This window comes from Bdellovibrio sp. BCCA, assembly GCF_037996825.1.
In the GTDB taxonomy this organism is placed as follows: Bacteria; Bdellovibrionota; Bdellovibrionia; order Bdellovibrionales; family Bdellovibrionaceae; genus Bdellovibrio.
Genome location: NZ_JBBNAC010000001.1, coordinates 575,442 through 594,003, shown reverse-complemented (window position 1 = coordinate 594,003; position 18,562 = coordinate 575,442). Strand labels below are relative to the sequence as shown.

Annotated in this window: 20 protein-coding genes; 1 reads left to right on the top strand and 19 read right to left on the bottom strand. The window is 45.2% G+C overall.

Translation table 11 applies throughout. The features are described 5' to 3' along the window. Window positions 1–67: 67 nt before the first annotated feature. From AAAA78_RS02980 to AAAA78_RS02900, 17 genes are all read right to left on the bottom strand, one after another. The gene (locus AAAA78_RS02980; protein ID WP_340590227.1) at window positions 68–736 is read right to left on the bottom strand and encodes a hypothetical protein; all 669 of its coding nucleotides are present in this window, start codon (window positions 734–736) and stop codon (window positions 68–70) included. Beyond that, window positions 737–1,939 (bottom strand): pyridoxal phosphate-dependent aminotransferase, encoded by a 1,203-nt coding sequence (locus AAAA78_RS02975; RefSeq protein ID WP_340590226.1) that lies wholly within the window; start codon window positions 1,937–1,939, stop codon window positions 737–739. It lies immediately after the preceding gene. A gap of 11 nt (window positions 1,940–1,950) precedes the next feature. Continuing rightward, on the bottom strand, window positions 1,951–2,433 hold the full coding sequence (coaD, locus tag AAAA78_RS02970; protein ID WP_340590225.1) for a pantetheine-phosphate adenylyltransferase: 483 nt from the start codon (window positions 2,431–2,433) through the stop codon (window positions 1,951–1,953). Further along, window positions 2,426–3,004 carry a 16S rRNA (guanine(966)-N(2))-methyltransferase RsmD gene (gene rsmD, locus AAAA78_RS02965; protein WP_340590224.1) on the bottom strand — a complete coding sequence of 193 codons (579 nt, stop codon included), beginning with the start codon at window positions 3,002–3,004 and terminating at the stop codon, window positions 2,426–2,428. Before rsmD ends, coaD begins: the two co-directional genes overlap by 8 nt. After that, window positions 3,001–3,354 (bottom strand): response regulator, encoded by a 354-nt coding sequence (locus tag AAAA78_RS02960; protein ID WP_340590223.1) that lies wholly within the window; start codon window positions 3,352–3,354, stop codon window positions 3,001–3,003. The genes rsmD and AAAA78_RS02960 overlap by 4 nt, the downstream gene beginning before the upstream one ends. Before the next feature lie 3 nt (window positions 3,355–3,357). Beyond that, window positions 3,358–5,241 (bottom strand): ATP-binding protein, encoded by a 1,884-nt coding sequence (locus AAAA78_RS02955; RefSeq protein WP_340590222.1) that lies wholly within the window; start codon window positions 5,239–5,241, stop codon window positions 3,358–3,360. Between the two features lie 73 nt (window positions 5,242–5,314). Further along, entirely contained in the window at window positions 5,315–5,998 is a 684-nt protein-coding gene (locus AAAA78_RS02950; protein WP_340590221.1) for a hypothetical protein, read from the bottom strand. Further along, window positions 5,985–7,445: a glycosyltransferase family 9 protein gene (locus tag AAAA78_RS02945; protein WP_340590220.1), complete on the bottom strand. Its 1,461-nt coding sequence runs from the start codon at window positions 7,443–7,445 to the stop codon at window positions 5,985–5,987. The genes AAAA78_RS02950 and AAAA78_RS02945 overlap by 14 nt, the downstream gene beginning before the upstream one ends. A gap of 56 nt (window positions 7,446–7,501) precedes the next feature. Further along, a complete protein-coding gene (locus AAAA78_RS02940; protein ID WP_340590219.1) occupies window positions 7,502–9,097 on the bottom strand; it encodes a glycosyltransferase family 9 protein in 1,596 nt (531 codons plus the stop codon). Further along, window positions 9,097–9,702, bottom strand: coding sequence for a hypothetical protein (locus tag AAAA78_RS02935; RefSeq protein ID WP_340590218.1), 606 nt, complete (start codon window positions 9,700–9,702; stop codon window positions 9,097–9,099). Before AAAA78_RS02935 ends, AAAA78_RS02940 begins: the two co-directional genes overlap by 1 nt. Window positions 9,703–9,711: 9 nt before the next feature. Beyond that, window positions 9,712–10,776: a tetratricopeptide repeat protein gene (locus tag AAAA78_RS02930; protein ID WP_340590217.1), complete on the bottom strand. Its 1,065-nt coding sequence runs from the start codon at window positions 10,774–10,776 to the stop codon at window positions 9,712–9,714. 147 nt (window positions 10,777–10,923) lie between these two features. Beyond that, window positions 10,924–11,349 (bottom strand): hypothetical protein, encoded by a 426-nt coding sequence (locus AAAA78_RS02925; protein ID WP_340590216.1) that lies wholly within the window; start codon window positions 11,347–11,349, stop codon window positions 10,924–10,926. A gap of 18 nt (window positions 11,350–11,367) precedes the next feature. Next, complete coding sequence (gene fliS, locus AAAA78_RS02920) at window positions 11,368–11,775, bottom strand: flagellar export chaperone FliS (protein WP_295903247.1); 408 nt, start codon at window positions 11,773–11,775, stop codon at window positions 11,368–11,370. A 35-nt stretch (window positions 11,776–11,810) separates the two neighbouring features. After that, complete coding sequence (gene fliD, locus AAAA78_RS02915) at window positions 11,811–13,178, bottom strand: flagellar filament capping protein FliD (protein ID WP_295903251.1); 1,368 nt, start codon at window positions 13,176–13,178, stop codon at window positions 11,811–11,813. Window positions 13,179–13,350: 172 nt separating this feature from the next. After that, entirely contained in the window at window positions 13,351–13,728 is a 378-nt protein-coding gene (locus AAAA78_RS02910) for a hypothetical protein (RefSeq protein ID WP_340590215.1), read from the bottom strand. 57 nt (window positions 13,729–13,785) lie between these two features. Further along, window positions 13,786–14,013 carry a hypothetical protein gene (locus AAAA78_RS02905; protein WP_340590214.1) on the bottom strand — a complete coding sequence of 76 codons (228 nt, stop codon included), beginning with the start codon at window positions 14,011–14,013 and terminating at the stop codon, window positions 13,786–13,788. A 174-nt stretch (window positions 14,014–14,187) separates the two neighbouring features. Then, the gene (locus AAAA78_RS02900; protein ID WP_340590213.1) at window positions 14,188–15,021 is read right to left on the bottom strand and encodes a flagellin N-terminal helical domain-containing protein; all 834 of its coding nucleotides are present in this window, start codon (window positions 15,019–15,021) and stop codon (window positions 14,188–14,190) included. A gap of 447 nt (window positions 15,022–15,468) precedes the next feature. Between AAAA78_RS02900 and AAAA78_RS02895 the strand changes: the two genes are divergently transcribed. Then, window positions 15,469–16,107, top strand: a complete 639-nt coding sequence (locus AAAA78_RS02895; protein WP_340590212.1) for a transposase — start codon at window positions 15,469–15,471, stop codon at window positions 16,105–16,107. A 179-nt stretch (window positions 16,108–16,286) separates the two neighbouring features. Here AAAA78_RS02895 and AAAA78_RS02890 read toward each other — a convergent pair whose 3' ends face one another. Both AAAA78_RS02890 and AAAA78_RS02885 read right to left on the bottom strand, forming a co-directional pair. Next, window positions 16,287–17,111 carry a flagellin N-terminal helical domain-containing protein gene (locus AAAA78_RS02890; RefSeq protein WP_340590211.1) on the bottom strand — a complete coding sequence of 275 codons (825 nt, stop codon included), beginning with the start codon at window positions 17,109–17,111 and terminating at the stop codon, window positions 16,287–16,289. Window positions 17,112–17,607: 496 nt separating this feature from the next. Further along, complete coding sequence (locus AAAA78_RS02885) at window positions 17,608–18,534, bottom strand: N-acetylmuramoyl-L-alanine amidase-like domain-containing protein (RefSeq protein WP_340590210.1); 927 nt, start codon at window positions 18,532–18,534, stop codon at window positions 17,608–17,610. Window positions 18,535–18,562: the final 28 nt, after the last annotated feature.

Sequence of the window (18,562 nt, the reverse complement as noted above, 5' to 3'; positions counted from 1 at the left end):
TCACGAAAAAAGACTAATAATGCAGCAGTACAAAATTATTATAAATATCTTTAATCTCAGCTATTACTTATTTGAGCTTGGTAAAGCTTCTTTCCGCATATTCGCGCAAAGAGCGGTCTGTAATTTGACTGATGATGTTCTTTACTTGCTCATGGCGGAGTTCATCCTTACGAGCCTGCTCAATCAAGGAATCGATCGCCATGCGACGCAAAGACTTTTCTTGAGCCGCCAAGGTCTCTTCCGGAGAATGCACGGGGTGTTCCCCTTGCATTGCCAAGGGAGTTTCGACGATTTCACCCAAAGCCCCCGACGTCACCTCAGGGGCCAAAGTCAGCAAATACACTGCAAGAATGCGATTATTCGCGGATTCCTTCATATTTAAGGATGTATCTTTAAGGAACTGAACTTCGAAAGGCTCCATCTTTTGAACGGCTTCTTTAAGCTGTGCCTCTTTGACCTTCGGATCTATCGAGGATTTCTCCATATCTCGGGCTTCGTTTTCAAACCACTGAATGAAGACAGCGCTGACTTTAGGAACATTCGCGGCTTCATTCCCCTCAGAAGATCCACCTTGAACTTGTGAGGCCGTGTCTGCAGTGATCGCAATATTTTTTGAAACACTTTTGCGAACGGATGGGGGAACCCATTTTTCTTGAAAGTCATCATCGCCCAAAATCAGAAATAAAATTCCAACGGCGATCACAATCAGTAAAAAATAAAGATTCCGTTTTTTCATCTAAACGAGCTGTCCTACAAAGTCTTTCATTCTCACAATCGCTCGCTTCATAGTCTCTTCAGAAACGGCGAAACTTAAACGCATAAATCCTTCTGTCCCGCACTCAGCGCCTGGAACCGTCGCCACGTAAAAAGTTTCAAGCAAGATATCGCAGAAATCTTTCGAAGTGCGGATCAAACGATCTTTGTATGTTTTGCCAAGGCAGGAACGAATATCCACCCAGAAATAAAAAGCTCCTTGTGGTTCCGCCACTTTAAAATGCGAAACGGAAGAAAGCTCTTTCATGCCGGATTCTTTTCGCGCGATTAATTTATGAACCACTTCAGAAATATCTGATTCGCTGACTTTAAGACCCGCAAGCAATGCATGCTGTGAAATGCTCGAAGGAGATCCCGTCGACTGGCTTTGATAATCCGCCATCGCCGTGATCAATCTTTCAGGTCCCGCCGCCCAACCAATACGCCATCCCGTCATCGAGTAGGCTTTAGACCCGCCGTTCACCAAAACCGTGCGATCACGTAAGTCCGGTGCCACCTGTAAAATATGCGGCGCCACTTTGGTGCCATCGAAAACCAGGCGGTTGTAAATATCGTCAGAAATAATCGCCACCTGCGGATGTTTTCTTAAAACTTCCGCGAGAGCTTTCAATTCTTCAGCGGAATATTGAAGTCCCGTGGGATTGCTGGGAGAGCAAAATAAGAACGCTTTCGTTTTTGAGTTGATCGCTTTTTCCAACAAGGCCGGAGTGATTTTGAAATTTTCCTCTTCACCACACTCCACAATGTGAGGCACGCCATCGGCCAATTCAATCATCGTTGGATAGCTGACCCAGTAAGGTGTTGCGACAATCACTTCATCCCCAGGCGAGCAGAGCATTTGCAAGGCGGCGAAGATAATATACTTCGCTCCTGAGGCAACCGTGATTTCTTTGGGCGTATAATCAAATCCCAACTCGGTTTTAATTTTTTCAGAAATGGCTTTGCGAAGTTCGACCGTGCCATTCGCAGGAGTGTATTTCGTAATTCCTTTTTGGATAGCTTCGATACCTGCATCCGAAGGAGCTTTGAATGTCGGCCAGTCAGGCTCGCCGACAGTGAGGGAGATCACGTCATGTCCTTGTGAAGCCAGCTCACGAGCTTTGGCGACCAGGAACAATGTTGGAGAGGTCTTCAAATTTTGGGCTCTTTTTGAAAGCTGAATCAACTCTCACTCCTTTATTTTTTAATCTTCTTTTCTAACGCATCGATCACACATTCAGGAACCAGATCTTTTAAAGCGCCCCCGTTAATGGCCAACTCTTTCACGCCACGAGAAGAGATGTAGTAGTACTCGGGGCTTGCAAACACCAATAGAGTTTCAATTTCCGGCGCGATCTTTCTGTTCATATTTGCCATCGTCATTTCGTATTCAAAATCCACCACGGCGCGAAGGCCTCTGACGATGACCTGTGAGTTCGCTTTTTTCATATACTCTACAGTGAGTCCACCAAAAATATCGACCTTTACATTCTTTAAATGCGACAAAGATTTTTCAATCAAAGCTTTGCGTTCTTCGGCTGTGAACATGGATTGTTTTTGTGAAGACTGCGCCACGAGAACAATCACTTGATCGTACTGACGAGCAATGCGGTTGATGATATCAACATGTCCCATCGTGATCGGATCAAAACTTCCAGGATAAACCGCGATTTTACTCATTGCTTTCGCCTTCCTCCAAAGCGCTTTCGTGACAGAACAAATTCAGATACTTGTCCCCGTAGTCCTTTTGGCTATAACGAACCAAAGCGCCATAACGCTCTTCCATGCGTTCTTTTTTCTCAGACTCGATTGCCATAATTGTATGCGCGCCAAAACCTTCGCTTTGACTAGCAGCTTCCATTACGGCGTGAGCCATTTTTTCCGTGAATGGAGGATCGGCTAAAATCACATCAAAGGCTTCGCCCTTGTAGGATTTCAAATACGCAATCACATCCATGTTAATAATTTTATACTGATCACTGGGAACCTTGAGCTTTTCCAAATTCTGACGAGTGATCGTCAATGACTTTGGATTTTTTTCCACGAAAGTGCAAAAGGTTGCATCCCTGGAAAGAGCTTCAATCCCTAAGTTGCCTGTGCCGCAAAAAAGATCGACAACTTTAGCCCCTTCGATATGAAACTGAATTTTATTAAACAACGTTTCTTTCACGCGGTCTGTGGTCGGGCGAATATGATCCGCCTTAAACGCCACCAGTTGATGTCCACGATACTTGCCCGCGATAATTCTCATGCTAACAATTCCTCAGCCATTTTTACGATGGCGAAAATATCCTCAAAAGGTTTCGGCACAAAAAGGTTGGCTCCCATCTGCTGAGCCGTTTGCATATTGTGCTCTCCAGAAAACGCTGACATCAAAATCACTTTCGCGTTTCCTTCAGCGCCGATTTCTTTCAGCACTTCAGGTCCCGTCAAGCCCGGCATCAAAACGTCAAGAAAAACCAAATCCGGATGCCATGTTTTCCAGGACTGCAAGCCTTCGGTTCCATTCACAGCTTCCATCACATCATAGCCTTTGCTTTTTAAAGCACGGCTTAAAGAGCGGCGAACTAAAGCTTCATCATCAACGATCAGAATTTTCAAAACTTACTCCGGACGCTTTTGTGGGAGCACGATGGTGAAACAACTGCCATGAGGTTCCACGTTACGAAACTGGATGGTGCCCCCGAATTTTTCAATGATGGACTTAGACATACTTAACCCAAGACCCGTTCCATGTCCCTCTTTTTTTGTCGTAAAGAAAGGTTCAAAGATGCGTCGTTGAATCTCAAGCGGAATGCCCGGTCCCGTGTCTTCAATCTCAATCAAAATTTTTCCTGATTCCGCTTTTGTCACGACACGCAAACGACCTGGGTCTTTCATTGCCTGACAAGCATTGTTAATCAGATTAAACACGACTTGTTGTAATAGATGCGGCTCAACGAAGACACTGCTGCCTAAAGTTTCTAAATCCACTTCCAAACGGTGCAGGCGCAAAGCCGATTTCAACATCGGCAAAGTTCTTTCGATCACTTCATCAACGCTGATGTATTCCGAAGGCTGATCTTCCCCTTTTGAAAAATCGAGAAGATTTTTAATAATTCTTTGCGAACGTGCCGTGGCCTTTTCAATTTCCAAAAGATCGGCGTGCAAATTGCCCTCTTTCGGAGATTCCTGCAAAAGAACTTGCGTTAAAGAGCGAAGCCCCGTCAGAGGGTTATTAAGTTCATGGGCGATATTTCCTGCGAGCATTCCGATCGCGCCCATTTTTTCACTTTGAAGCATTTGCAAATAAAGCTCGCGCGACTGCGTGATATCCACATATTGATTCACAACATTCGTGGGACGACTGCCGTGATCAAGCAAAACCGGATAGCTGTGCACCTGGTACACGCGACCGTCGACTTGAATTTGCCCGGCTTGTGGACGACCGTCTTTCAAAGCTTGCGGCACGGGACATCCTTCGCAAACTGATTTTTTATGCGCAAAACTTTCGTAACACTTATGTTGCAAAAACTTATCCGTGAATTTGCGATTGGCGCGCACCACGTTGTATTCCACATCCACAATCGCAATGGGATCGCGCATACCATCGAATGTTTTTTCCCACCGATATGAAAAACTGGAAAGCTGATTCTCTAAAAGCACACGGTCTAAAGCCATGCTGAGCGGGCGCATACGGTCTGCCATAAAATCGATAAACGGTCCCATCTCTTTATCGGAAAGGGAGTTTTCAATACACAAAATGGCTTCACCTTCGCCACCAACGAAGTGACTGGTCAGACGAAGTTCCATCGGAACAACATAAGCTTTAATAAAAGGACGGCCGAAATGATTGGCAAAGTATCTCACAAGCTCTGCACTGGGAACTTGCGCCGCTTTTGGAAACTCGAAATGAGTCATAGTTTCAGTCTGCGTAAAATGCCCCAACTGAAAACTCAAAAAGAAAGTCTTCCCACCGCCCAAACGATACGCCAGGATCGGATCACCCATTTTATGAAACTTGCGCAACTCTTTTCTTAAAATTCCCAAGATGTCTTCAAAAGAAGTTTGCGTCGCGAGATCTTTAATAAAACGAATAAGCTGTCTTTCGCGATTGAGCTTTTCACTTTCTTCACGGTGAGACATCTCGATGTACTGCGTGCGCTCTTCCACCATTCCTTCAAGAGAATTGGTCAACGCTTCAAGCTGTTTGTTTTGATACGAAGATTCTCTCAAAAGCAATGAACGAGACAAGTACGTGGAATGCTTTTGCAAAGCATTTTCAAGCTGTGTCCATACTTCTCTTTCACTCAAAGGCCAGCGCATAAATCGGAACACCTGCGCTTTATTGATCCCCTCACGCACCTCTTGTTCTGTGAGATCAGCGGCAATTAAAATTCTGGGAGCCATAGGTTGATACAGACGAGCTTGGACTAAAAATTCCAAACCTTCGCCCACACCAATGTCCTGGACTAAGATCGAGGAAAATTTCTGGGTTTTTAAAAGCAAAAGGGCCTCTTCGCACGAGGCCCTAAAAATAATTTCCACTTCCCGCTTTTGAAACGGGAAGAAATGCGGAAGTCTAATTGGCGATACGTTTCCGACCCATAGAATGGGATCCAGTTTGTTCGGAATCGATATGAGACCCTGCGTATTCCCCATGAAGTGACTTCTCCAACACCCGCAAATGATCTAACCACATTTGCAGAACATTGTTCAAATCATACTCTAGGACATCCGCTAAAAGAACAAAATCCTTGTTTTCCAAGGCGCGCAAAGCCTCGGTCACAGTTTTTTTGCTCTCTTCTTCGGCCTTGAACCAGTTCACTGGACTAGCGACCAAGAATTGATCGCCCATGGTGGCCTTAATCGTCATTGTGCTGTCGATAAGGAACTCACAGTTTTGCACAAGATCGTGAATCGGTTTTAAAAGACCGCTCAAACCTTGAGCGCGCATTCTTTGCGCCAAATGTTCGGTGCTCTCGATCAGCTCCGGCAATGCTTCGATCCAACCTTTTAAAACAATGGCTGTGATGTCACGGCTGTTTTCCGTAAGGTATTCCAGCGTTTCAATTTCCGCCAAGGTCACAGTCGAAAAACGAGCTTCGTCAGACTCGGCGATTTCCAAACCATTGATGACGTAACGGCACACCACTTGGTTTGTTGAACGCAAATCCTGTTCGATATCACTGAACACACGGCCCAATGCTACGTTCTCTTTATAAAAATTGCGAAGTTCCTGACCTGATACTTTAAAGCGTTCCATCGACACCCTCTTCTTCCTGCATAAGAGCTTCGTGAGGAATGTAGACTTCCAAATGGCGAGCCCAACGATCATGAACATTCAAAGCAGCGGTACAGATTTCCTCTAAAGTCCCTGGACCAATGCGGACTTTCTCCGCTTGATACCAGCTAATAAGAGGACTCAATTCGGGCACCATCTGGCTAATATTTTGAATAACTTCTTCCGCACGATCCAATAAAGGCCCAATAATTTGCAAACCTTTCTCAGGTACAAGAGCAATTTGCTCCATTGCAAAGGCATTGATGTCCTGAAGCTGGATAGCTCCTTGAATAATTTCCATTCTTTCGGCCATGGGATAAGCGCCGCCCAAATAAAGAGCCTGCACCAGGTCCCACTGAAAACGCTCAAGAACCGTGTCCGGTCTTTCATAGCTGACAAGACCCCCTTTACGATTGATAAGCTCGGGAGCCACTTGTCCTTCTAGCAACATAGCTAAAATTTCGCCTAGACGCTCAGGAACCAATTTTGTTTCATCTTCAATACGATAGATAAAACCAAGCGTGGCTTTCGGTCCCGTCTCCCAGAAATTCACATTTCCGATACTCAGATTAAATGTCGGAGTATCCGTCAATGAAGCCATGTGAATCGGAGCACTATCACAACCCACTAGAATTTCCGCCTCTTGAATGACAGAAAAGAGTTCAGAAATTTTCGTTTGTCCTACAAGATTTACGAAATGCGCATCCGGAGCTGCGTTTTGAATTTCATTTGCCAACGCGATTTCGTTAGGAGCACCAATCAAAACGACCGGTAAACCTTGATAGCGTTTCGCAAAATAATTAATCGCACGTCCCCAAGCTTGCGGAGTTAAAGATTTGTGCTTTTCACTGGCACCGACATGCACCGCCATATAACAATCCGGCAAAGAGATCGCCGCATTGCCAAGCTGAGGAGCCGCCCAATCTTCTTCGGTGTATTGCAGATCTAACATCGAAGCAAAGACATCCGACAAATGCACGCGGTTGGCTTTACCAATTCCGACTTGAGCAAAGAAATAAGAACTCACTTCATCAGGCAAACACAAAGTGCCGTCGTTGTAGCGAGAATATCCCGTCACTGTCGTGTGCAGCTGACTGATCGCATGGGTCAGATAGCTCGACACCGGAGAAAAAGTAAAATTGATGATGTGATCATAGTTTTCTGCACGCAGATCTTCGATGACACCGTTTAATCTTTCCAAAGAAGTATCGATATCAGCATCTTCTTGCACAAGAGGAGCTAAGATCGTGCTCACTGGCAACGACTTATGACAGTCAATAGCGGTCAACCCCTCAACAGCGCCTTCGAAGCGAGGACGTGTCAGGAAATGAATTTCGGCATTCGGATGCGTGCGGCGAAGAGCGCGCAACGCAGGCCAAGTCATGTAAATATCGCCAAGTCTAGCGAGTTGTATTACTAGAATTTTCATTCTTCACTTGTTCCTTTACGAGTTCTTTTAAAAGCTGCACTCTCTCGGCTTCTTGATTATAACTCTGCGTCTTCAAGATTTCGTTGTACGCTTTTTCCAGCCTCTTCAAAGCCACTGATAGGTAATTGTCCAATTCCTTTTGCATAGTAAGCTCCTTCCGTGGAGAGTGTTTGCAAATGATGAGTGAAATTTTCACGAATCGTTAGTAACTCTTCAACCTCTTGCAAAGCTGCATGAACACGGTCATAGATTTGCACCGGTTGACTAAAACGAGAAAGCAGGGCTTCCACAAAGGATTGGAAGTAACCAGCGTCGTCCATTTTAGATTTGAGAATATCTTGGGCACAAAGAATCATTTCGGCAATGTCTGAGGACTGAAAGGTCCTGTGTGTTGCCAAAACTTCACGAGCCGGCAAAGCCGCTGTGGCCTTTGCTAACCACGAACGGTACAACGACGTCTTTGCGTTCCAAACTGCCGAGTTTTCCTGCAAAGAGTTGATTGACACTTTTTCTAGAAGATTTGCTGCAGCTTCACCGTAAAACGGCTCCACCGCGCTGTTGTTTTTATCTAAGAAAAGACTCCAAACCGCTCTTTCCATTTGATGATGGAAATTGCGTTCAGCGATTTTTTCACCGCTTAATTGATCCCAGACAGCTCCAAAGACTTGTTCAACGGTGACGTCATCCGCGCAGATGTGACTGCTTTGCGAACAATCCTGTGAGTGATTGCAAGGAGCACACGGTGCCGCCGTCTTTAGGACAACAGATTGTGTTGAAAAGGCAGCCGTCTTCGTGGGATCGCTGCTACCAATAGCGATTTCTACAATCGGGGTCCCCGCTTGCGCCGCCATGTGTTTGATGCTTGTGTCACCACTGACGAGCAACGCTGCATTTTGCAAATGTTTGCGTGCTTCAAAAAGATCACAGATCAAAAGATCTTTTTCAGAGAAAACTTTCAATAAGGAGTCCCTTTCAAACGAAGCTCCTAAAACCAGAACCTCGTAGTCCACCAATGAAATTTCAATTGTGCGTTTGAGCTGAAAAAACTTTTCTAAGCCCCAGTTCTTTTTCTTATCACTGGTAAGGCATTGCAAAAGAACCAATTTGGACCGGCGGGTTGCAGAGCCGGAGCCTTGAGACACCAAGGCTGTAGCAGGACCCACCGGAATATCAAAAGCATTTCCCAAAAGTTCAACGTAATGAAATAAAGATTTTTGATTTCCGGAAAAACGGTCGTTGAAATAACGAATCCAACGATTTGAAAGTCCTTTAAAGCGTCCGTCCTCTTGGTAAAGGCCTCGCTTATCGGCAATATTCAAAGCTCCGATAAGATATGCACTCAGTTTATTGTGAGTGAGGTTGATCGCCGTATCGTAAGCTTCTTGGTTGAGTCCCTGTACCAAGTTTTCCACCTGAGTGTAAGACCACAGAATATTGTAAGAAGCTTCTCCCATTCCTTTTTGCAAAGCCTCACGGTCAAAGAAGATGTACTTATCTACGACACCTTCCAAGATGCGCTCGACATTTGCAAATTGACGATTGAGCAATAGATGAATTTCCGCTTGCGGATTTTTTTCGCGAAGGCCCTTTAGTAAAGGAACCTGCTGAATAATATCACCCAATCTTAGCAATGAGACGGCAAGAATTTTCATTACTTCACCAATTCCCCAAGAACGCGGAAAATTTGTTTTTTATTTTCTGGCATCACCGATGCTTCTACAACAGGCAAAACATCTTTAATAGAAAGCATCTTGTTTTGCTGAAGATATAAAGCCTTCATATTGATACCGAACTCTTCAAAGTGGTATTTGACCGATTCTGTCGTACGACCCGTAAGGTGAGCAAAAATCTCCGAGAAGAAATTCACTTGCTCTCCCCAGCATTCACGGAATGAAAGCACATAAGACCTTTGTTCTAATACTTCCTGAAAAAGATCTGTTTTGAAGATATCTTGTCCCTGTTGCACAATGACGACTTCAACACGGTCGGCAAGTTCCGGAAATTGCGAACGAAAAACGGGAAGCAAAGATTCTCTGGATTCCACGACTGTGATTTTAAGATTGGGATCTACATCCGCTAAAGCGGCAATATGAAATCCAGAACCCAATCCCACCACAACAACGTTGGAAGCCGGGATAACTCCCAAAGAGTAAACCCATTTCAATCCTTCTCCGCGCGGATCACGCAAAGAAGCCAAAGATTGACCTGCTTCAAAAGCAATTAAAGACGATTCGTGATTTTCAGAAAAAGTGACCATCGACATAAGTTAAGCAGCCTTTTGTGATTGAAGGATTTTCTTTTTGAGATTACGAACTTCGGTGTGATTCGGGTTCCACAAAAGAACTCTTTCCATTTCAAGGAGAGCCTTATCAACTTGCCCCGCTGTACAGAACAGATTGATTAAAACCAAAGACATATCTTCGTCTTCTTCAACTGACGCCAGATAAGATTGCAATGCCTCGATGGCTTTTTGAATTTTTCCATCACGCAATCCCCAGTTGGCTGCCAAATGAACCGCTGTTCTATTTTGCGGATTGATATCAATTGCCGTTTCGATATTTGCCCACGCCAGTTCGTTGTCACCAAACTGGTTGTGAACCATGGCAAGCCCCACCCACGCTTTGTCGTTGTTGGAATTGATCTCAACAGCTTTGCGGAAGCAGAAAAGAGACTTGTCGAAATCGTTGCGTTGAACTTCCAAAGTACCGAAGTTCACAAGAAGCACGTCGGATTGCGAATTCATTGTGTAAGCTTTATTGTAGTACTCTTCAGCACCGTCAAAATCGCCCTGGCGAACGAAGATATTTCCCATGTTCTTATAAACTTCGAAAAGCTGATCGTTTTCTTCCGTGATCACGGCCAACGCTTCATAGTATTTATCCAAAGCTTCTTGATCGCGCCCCAGCTTATATAAAGACGTTGCGTACTTATAAAGACTTTCAAAACCGTAATCGACTTCAATCAAAGTTTTGCGCGCGATCAATGCCTCTTGAACACGAGAAGAGCGTTCTAAGCACGTTGCCAATAAATCCAATGTCACAGGATTGCGCGAATCAAAATTGCTCGCTTGACGGAGAAGGCTCATCGCCAACGGAATTTCTTTATGCTTCATAAGCACGCGGGCATTTTTGATGAACGTCGCTACACGCGCATCAGTAATAGAGACTTCTTTTTCCGTTTGAGATTCTGCCTCGAATTCGGCGATCGCTTGTTGCGGGTCGAAGTAAACTCTGCCGGTCACTTCATTTTGAGCGTCAACATTATGAGCTTCGGCATTTGAATTGATTCCAGAAATATCACTGGACTTTTGAACGATCTGATTTTCCAACATCTGAATTTGTCTCCCTCGAAATTTCTATAGGAGCAACACAGATGCCAATGGGTCTTTTTGTGTTTTATTGAATCTGAGGCAAGTTCAGCCCGTCAGTTTGACTCTTTTGCTGAACTCGCCGTCATGATTTTGTCAGGAAAATTTTTCCTAGACCTCTTCGTTCAAGCGTTGATTGAAGGTCTTGCTTTTGTAACCGCCAACCGCTTGACGACCGCGACGAACTTCCTGCAATTCTTTGATGATGGAATTCTTCGCCATCTCAATGCAGGACAGCACTTGAATGTCTTGCTCAATGATACGCGCCACGTATTCATCCTTGATCGCCAAAGCTTCTTTCACTTCACGGCGTTCAGATTCTTGAATCAGGCCCCCTTGCGCGACTTCCCCATGAGCTTTTTCAATTTGCGCGTCGACGTATTTTAAGACGTCCAAAATTCTTTCACGCGTTTGATAAAAATGCTCGAGGTTGTCGAATTGCCCTTGGGCAAAATTCGCCAATTCTACTTCATTCAAAGAGTAGAATTTTTCGAGGTAATGATTTTTTTCGTTCAACAAGGTGATAATTCTCGTCATGTTCCCCTCCGTGGTAAATCAGCCTGCTTTTTGCCCAGAGCCGTCTGTTTCTTTTTTCAATTTTTCAACTGCTTGCACCCATCCATCATAAAGCGTCTGAAGCAGCTTCAGATTGGCCTTTAATGGTTCCGGATCTCCAGAAATATTGGCTTTCGTGTATTGCTCCATCATGAACATATAAAGCTGTTCAAGCTGAACCGCCACGTCCCCGCCCACTTTGTGATCGAGAGTGTTGTTCAACTCCATGATGATGTCGAAAGCGCGACCGATATTCATACCGCGATCCGCGATCTTTTTTTCCTCAGCCGCTTTGATCGCCAGCTTCGTGAATTTGATGGCTCCTTCATAAAGCATCAAAAGAATTTTTTCCCGGCTCGCACTTTGCACCGAGGTGGTCTTATATTTCTGATAAGCATTTTTGTTCATAGTCCCTCACTACATCCTTAAAAAAATCAAATCACTTATCCCGCTTTGGAGGCCATTGCCGCCACACGCGCCTGTTGCGCATTCATGTCGGACATCTTCTGTTCAAGGTCCGCGAATTTCTTGCGCAAGCTGTCTTCTTTTCTTTCAAGTTGGCGCTCCTTCGTCTCAATCCGCGTGTTTGCCTGATTGATTCTGTCTTGCAGACCTTTCTTACGATTTGAGATCGTTCCGAATTGTCCGTTCACCAAGTTGCCAATTTCTCTTTTCAAAGTAGAAACAAACCCTGTGTTAAAACCATCTCCACGGAAGAAGGCCGCAACACCTGCGGGATTTGTGTTCAATACTTTGTTGAACTTGTCTTGGCTAAAGTTCAAAGTACCGTTTCTGTTAAACTCAATTCCCAATTCACCAATACGACGGATCGGAGTTTCCACACCCATCTGCGGGTTTAAAATCACGCGACGAAGGCTGTTTTCCACCGAGCGAAGCATTCCGTCGCCGCCCAAAGGCCCCAAGCGCGGATTCTTTCCGTCACTGCCCTGCAACTTGCTCTGCTTTTGAATGAATTCCAAAGCAGCGTTGTAAGCATCGACAAAGCTTTTTACTTTGCCGCTGATCACTTCCAGATTTTCTTTTACACTCATACGGATCTCACGGCCTGGAGCTGCCGCTTTTAAATCCAATGTCACTCCCGGAATGATGTCCGTCGCTTTATTATCCGGAAGCTCAATTTCAAATCCGTTCACTTTCACTTTCGCGTTCTTAGCTTCACGCGATTGTTCGAAGTACATGTCCTGATCCCCGTCCAAAAGATAAATCTTTGGAAACGTAACCTGGTTGTCATTTCCTGTTGAAAGACCCGAGATCATAATCTTAAAAGGATTTTCTGCATCCTTACGGTCTTCCAACACCTGAGCCGTCAATCCAACATTGGCAGCATTGATTTGTTTCGCAACGCCTTCCAATGTTGAGTTCGAACCGTTGATGTAAACTTCCTTTACTCCCTCCGGAGTATCAAACTTGATGTAACCCACACCAATTTGCGTTTCGTTCTTATCCGGAAATCCATTCGAAATCGCTCCCGGTTTTTGCGCCAATTGCACAACTTCCAAAGAGTAATCTCCAGGCACCGCCGTTTGCGGGTCCACTTGTCCATCAATCACGTTCGGATCACCGCTTAAGAATTTCTTATCGATGAATCCTTTTGTCGAAGTCAGCTCTGAGAGATTTTTGGTGATGTCATTCACCTTGGTCTCCAACTCACCCACAAGTTTCAGCTTGTCTTCTTGCTGAGTCTTCTTGGCTTCCATTTGTTTCACAGGAATACGCTCAGCATCCATCAGCTGATCGACGATATTCGGTGGGAGCCCAGAGGCCATGCCTGTGATACGAAATCCTGCCATGAATTCATTGTGTCAAAATGATTCACCAATCGTGAGTCAATTAAATGTCTCTCAGAAGGGCCAGGAGAGCGGATTTCAAGGCTCAGCTACGTTTTAAGCCACAGGAATTTTGACAGAAGGGCATTTCTCTAGACGTCGATCTAGGAAGCAAATGCTTGGATTACTAATAAATTTAAGCAGAACGCTTGAGCAACTGTCCTCTTGGAGAGTTGTCAGAGGGAAGAGTCCACAATTCCAATTCAGGAATGCGGCGAATGATTGCGCCAAGGTTGTCTTTCACGATCACGAACTTTCCGCTGTCTTCGACTTCAAGATGCACGGTCCACTTGTGCTCTTTCATCGCAGGTAAATTGCGCAGATGTTCCATTGCTTTCTCAAGCTGTTCATCAGACATCGGCTCACGGTGTTCACCTTGGTTTCCACTGTAAGTTTCCTGTCCATTCGCATCGCGATCATGAGTCTCATCAGACTTAATAGTCTTCCCGATGTTCTCTACCGAGCGCACCTTCGTTTCTGGAAGAATGTTGGAGATAAGTCCTTTGATATTCATACGAGGAACTTATCGGAATTCTCGAAATGGAACTTGAATTTCGGGATGTTGGTCGGGCTATTGCTGCCAAGGATTGCGAGGATGTCGATTGAGATGCACACGATGTCCTTCGCTATCAAGAATCTCAGTGATCTGAGGTTCTTCTTCCTCTTCGCGCTTAGGCTCCTCCACTTCATTTCTCTCGGGAGGATGCTCGACTTGAGGCTTCTGCGGGACCGTGGCGTGAGTCAAATTTGAAACGACCTTTTTAAAAAAACCCTGCTTTTGCGGAATCTTCTCCGGCATACAAACCTCTCTTGCGAGTTGTTTCACACCGTCTATTTTATCAAACTTCGTCTGCCGTGTTACATGCAAGTTGGCAAACTTAGTACCCCAGGAAGATCGAAATCCCCCTGGGTAGGTTGGTACCGAGAGGGAACGGAGGTGCCCTCTCAGATCAAACTCTTATTTCAATTCAAATTAACCAATCAATTTCAACGCTGAGTTTGGCATTGAGTTCGCTTGAGCTAACACGCTTGTGTTCGCAGCAAGAAGAACTTGGTTACGTGTAGATTCAGCGCTTGCCAAAGCTACGTCTGTGTCGCGGATACGAGAGTTCGCAGCAGAGATGTTCTCATGTTGCACACCCAAGTTGTCCACTGTGGATTGCAATCTGTTTTGAAGGGCACCGAGATTTGCGCGGTAACCGTTCACTTGAGTTTGCGCTTTATCCACCATTTCCAACGCTTCTTGCGCGCCTGCTTTAGAACTGAAGTCGAAACCCGCAATTCCTAGACTGTCGATCTGCGCATTCGTTTCGCCTGCGTTGAAAGAAATTCTGTCTGCTTCTTCAGAGTTTCCGATACCGACTTGGAAGTCGAACTTATCACCGGAACCATCAAGAAGTTTAGTTGTACCGAATTTAGTTGTTTGCGTGATACGTTGCGCTTCTGATTTCAATTGCTGAACCTCTTTATCGAGGAAGCCGCGCTCAGTATCACCTACAGTATCAGAAGAAGCTTGAACACCTAGTTCTCTCATACGAGTCAAGATGTTAGAGATTTCACTCAAGCCACCCTCTGCTGTTTGCACCATTGAGATACCATCGTTGGCGTTTCGGCCCGCTTGGCTCAATGATCTGATTTGCGATTTCAAGTTTTCACTGATCGCCAATCCCGCAGCGTCGTCCGCCGCTTTGTTGATACGTGATCCAGAAGACAATTGCTCCATGGATTTACCGATCTGACGTTGAGAATTCACAAGAGTTCTCTGTGCATTGATCGCTGATACGTTAGTAGAAATTCTCATTCCCATGTGGGACCTCCATTTATGAGCATGCCTTATACCTACTTAGGTCATGCCACGTGTTACTTGTTGGTGACTCCACTTTTGTCTTGGCTCCCTGCAAGCGAAATCTCATCTGGCAGTCACTCCATTTGAGCTTCTCAAGAGCGTTCGACTTAGTTTCGTCGTTGCTTGTGACATACCTTTCGGCGAGGTCCTGGAAGGCTTTAGTCGCGTCCTGCAAAACTAGACCATCATCCAGCAAAAGCTAGACTAAGGTTGTGAAATCAGGCCCATCGCACAGCAAATTTCAAGACCAACGTCCAGCCCAGAACAAGGTCCACCCCGACAAAAGGTGCCTGCTTCTTTTTTCTGGCTACACCGCAAAAAGAAAAAGTCGATGATCGGACACTGAATAGTGCGAAAGAAATGAAAACATAAACGGAGCAAGGTCTTCGTCTTGCTTCACGGACAAATATGCCTAGAAAAATTTTTGAAAATCACACCGAACTTCCGTATCACGTCACAGCCCGATGTATTAACAGAGATTGGTTTTCACTCGAAATGCCACTTGTCTGGAAAATCATGTGCCTTCATTTGCACTTTACTCATCTTGCCTTCAACATTCGCGTGCACTCATTTGTGCTAATGAGTAATCACTTTCATATGATTGTAAGAACTCCCGAGGGAAATCTCAGTCAAGCCATGCAATTTTTCATGCGCGAAACAAGTCGTGACATCACTCAGCTGAGTTCGCGAATCAACCAGACTTACGGATCTCGATTCCACAGAAGTCTTTTAGGCTCTCCACAGTACTACCTTCACGCTTATAAATATGTTTATCGAAATCCAGTTGAAGCAGGCCTTTGTCAAAAGGTGGAAGAATATCCCTACTCGACAATACAGGCACTTTTAGGAAATTCGCGAGTAGAAATTCCGGTTCTTGACGATTGGAATTGGGGAAATTTATTGGCGAGAGAAGAAACATTGAAATGGCTCAATGAGAAGCCACCAAAAGAAAGCTGGGAAGAAGTGCGTGTAGCCTTGAAAAAACCTGTCTTTAAGTTACGCAAGAAAGACAGCCGTCTTTCGCCCCTTGAAGATACCGCGCTGTAGCCAGAAAAAAGAAGCAGGCACCTTTAAAATCCCTGGGAGCGGGTGCTCCCAGGGTGGGCTTAAGACACGAGAGGTTTATGTGGGCGACCCCTCATTCTCGAATGAGGCCATATCCCAGAACAGGCCCCATCCGATATCCGTAGTTTGTACGAATGGTGATTCTTAAATTATGTCTTTGATTAAACTAGTTTCAATGCAACGTTTGGTAATTGGTTCGCTTGCGCGAGAACCGATACCGCAGTGTTTTGCAAGATACTTGCTGATGCCATTTCTGCTGTTTCTTTCGCAACGTCTGTATCACGAATGCGAGAGTTCGCAGCTGACAAGTTTTCGTAAGAAACGTCGAGGTTACTTACTGTAGATTCAAGTCGCGACTGCATCGCACCGAAGTTCGCGCGCAAAGCACCGACTTTTTGAATGGCTTTATCCACCGACTCCAGCGTGTCACGAGCACTGCTCTTGTCGTCCACCGCGATTCCACTGATACCCAACGAACTTGTCGTTGCGTCGGCATCGAAATCGAATGCGATGATGTTTTCTTCTCCACCGTAGGCACCGACGTGGAATTCTAATTTACCACCGGAACCATCAAGGAGTTTTGTGTTACCGAACGTAGTGGTTTTTGCAATACGGTCCGCTTCTTGGATAAGTTGTTGGGCCTCGTTGTTGAGGAACCCGCGTTCCGTATCACTGACAGTATCGGAAGCTGCTTGTACTCCGAGCTCGCGGAGACGAATCAAGATATTTGATACCTCGCTGAGACCACCCTCACCCACTTGCGAGAATGAAATCGCATTATTCGCATTGTTACGCGCTTGCGCGATACCTTTTAACTGTCCTTTAAAGTTTTCTGAGATCGCCAAACCGGCAGCGTCGTCGGCGGCGTTAACGATGCGAGAACCCGACGCTAATGCTTGCGCTGAGTGCTCTGCACGTTTTTGTTGTTTCGAAAGCACGCGTTGTGCTGCGATAGATGCAGTATTGGTAGCGATTCTTAAGCCCATGAGAACCTCCTAAGGGATTGAGAGATCACTTCCGCTGATTTTGTATGGAATTGAGACATGAACCTAGGTCGCACCACTTACCTTCAGAACACTCTGTAATCCCGTCAACGTACTATGATCCGATTTATTTTTTTGTACTAACTCACTAACAAATTATTTATTTAAGGTTGGAAAAAGCTCCTCGGGATCAAGGTGACTGAAGTCTCGATCGTCGAGGAACCCTTTGCCACGGAGGTCTCTTCTTTGAGGAACTCTCTCTGGGAGAGTTTTTCTGGAGGAGGTGACCGCAACATTATTTCCCAACAAGTAACAGCAAACTCTTCGGACCATGGTCCAGAAAACTTTAGGCCCTTGGTCCAGGAATTTTTATTACAACTTTCCTAGTGCTTGATTTTACTGGATATTAAGGATCAAAAAATATTGCGACAAAGGTCCAGGATGACCTCGACTAAGGACGTGAAAGCGACGTTTTATCAAAGGGTTATGTTACGCAAGATCAGTGCGCTTGAATGCGAAGAATATTGAATCCCGCCATCGAAGGCGACTTCATCATCACGCGGGAAATGTACTCACGAAGAGCTTCCTTCTTCACGCCTTTATAGTCTTCCCCACCATCACGAAGACCGTTGCTGGCGTGAACCATGTAAAGCACTCCATTTTCACGAATAAAAAAACCTTCGTGAGAAACATCGAGCTCAGTGCCAATGGCTTTTTTCAAATCCCAATTAGGACGAACCACATGAAAGATCGCTCCACTGGGAATACGATTTTCCAGAGCGCGGTTGTTAAGAAGATCTTCTTTAGAAAGATAAGGAATTTTGCCAAGCTCTTTGCCAAACTCCGTACTGAGTTGAAAAAAGTCAGGACCCTTCATGCGGAACCAATTGTCTTTTTCAATCCACGTTTGTGACCATTTCGTCTTTTCACCACCGACTTTGCCTGTGATGTCTTCCACAAATCCCGCTCGAGTATTGTTGGGAATCCAATCCACACTCGGAAAGTGATTGCGTGTTTGGTAAGAGACTTCGCCATTCTTATAGCGAATTTGATTGATCGTCTGTTTAAACTGTTCAGGAGTTGAAGAAAGCGATAAAGCCAAAACCGTTTCAACGAAGGTTGTGCAATCAAAACCATCAAAACGATACAAAGGTCCTTTGTTGAATTCGCCGTTTTCCCCTTCGCCCAAGGGCTCTACGACATAAGGAGATTTTTTCGCTAAAAAGATATTCGCGTAGTACTTCACACGCGACGTGACCGAAGTCGACAGAATATTGGCTGACGTCGAATTTGCGTAAATAGAGGCTAAGGTTTCATCAGAACGAACAAACAAACCTTCCTTCGGGGCATCACTTCCCGCAGAAGAAAACGCTGATACGGGCAAAAGGCTCACAGCCATCAGCATCGCTAAAAGAGTTTGTTTCATAGACACCTCAACACAAACTCACAGAGCA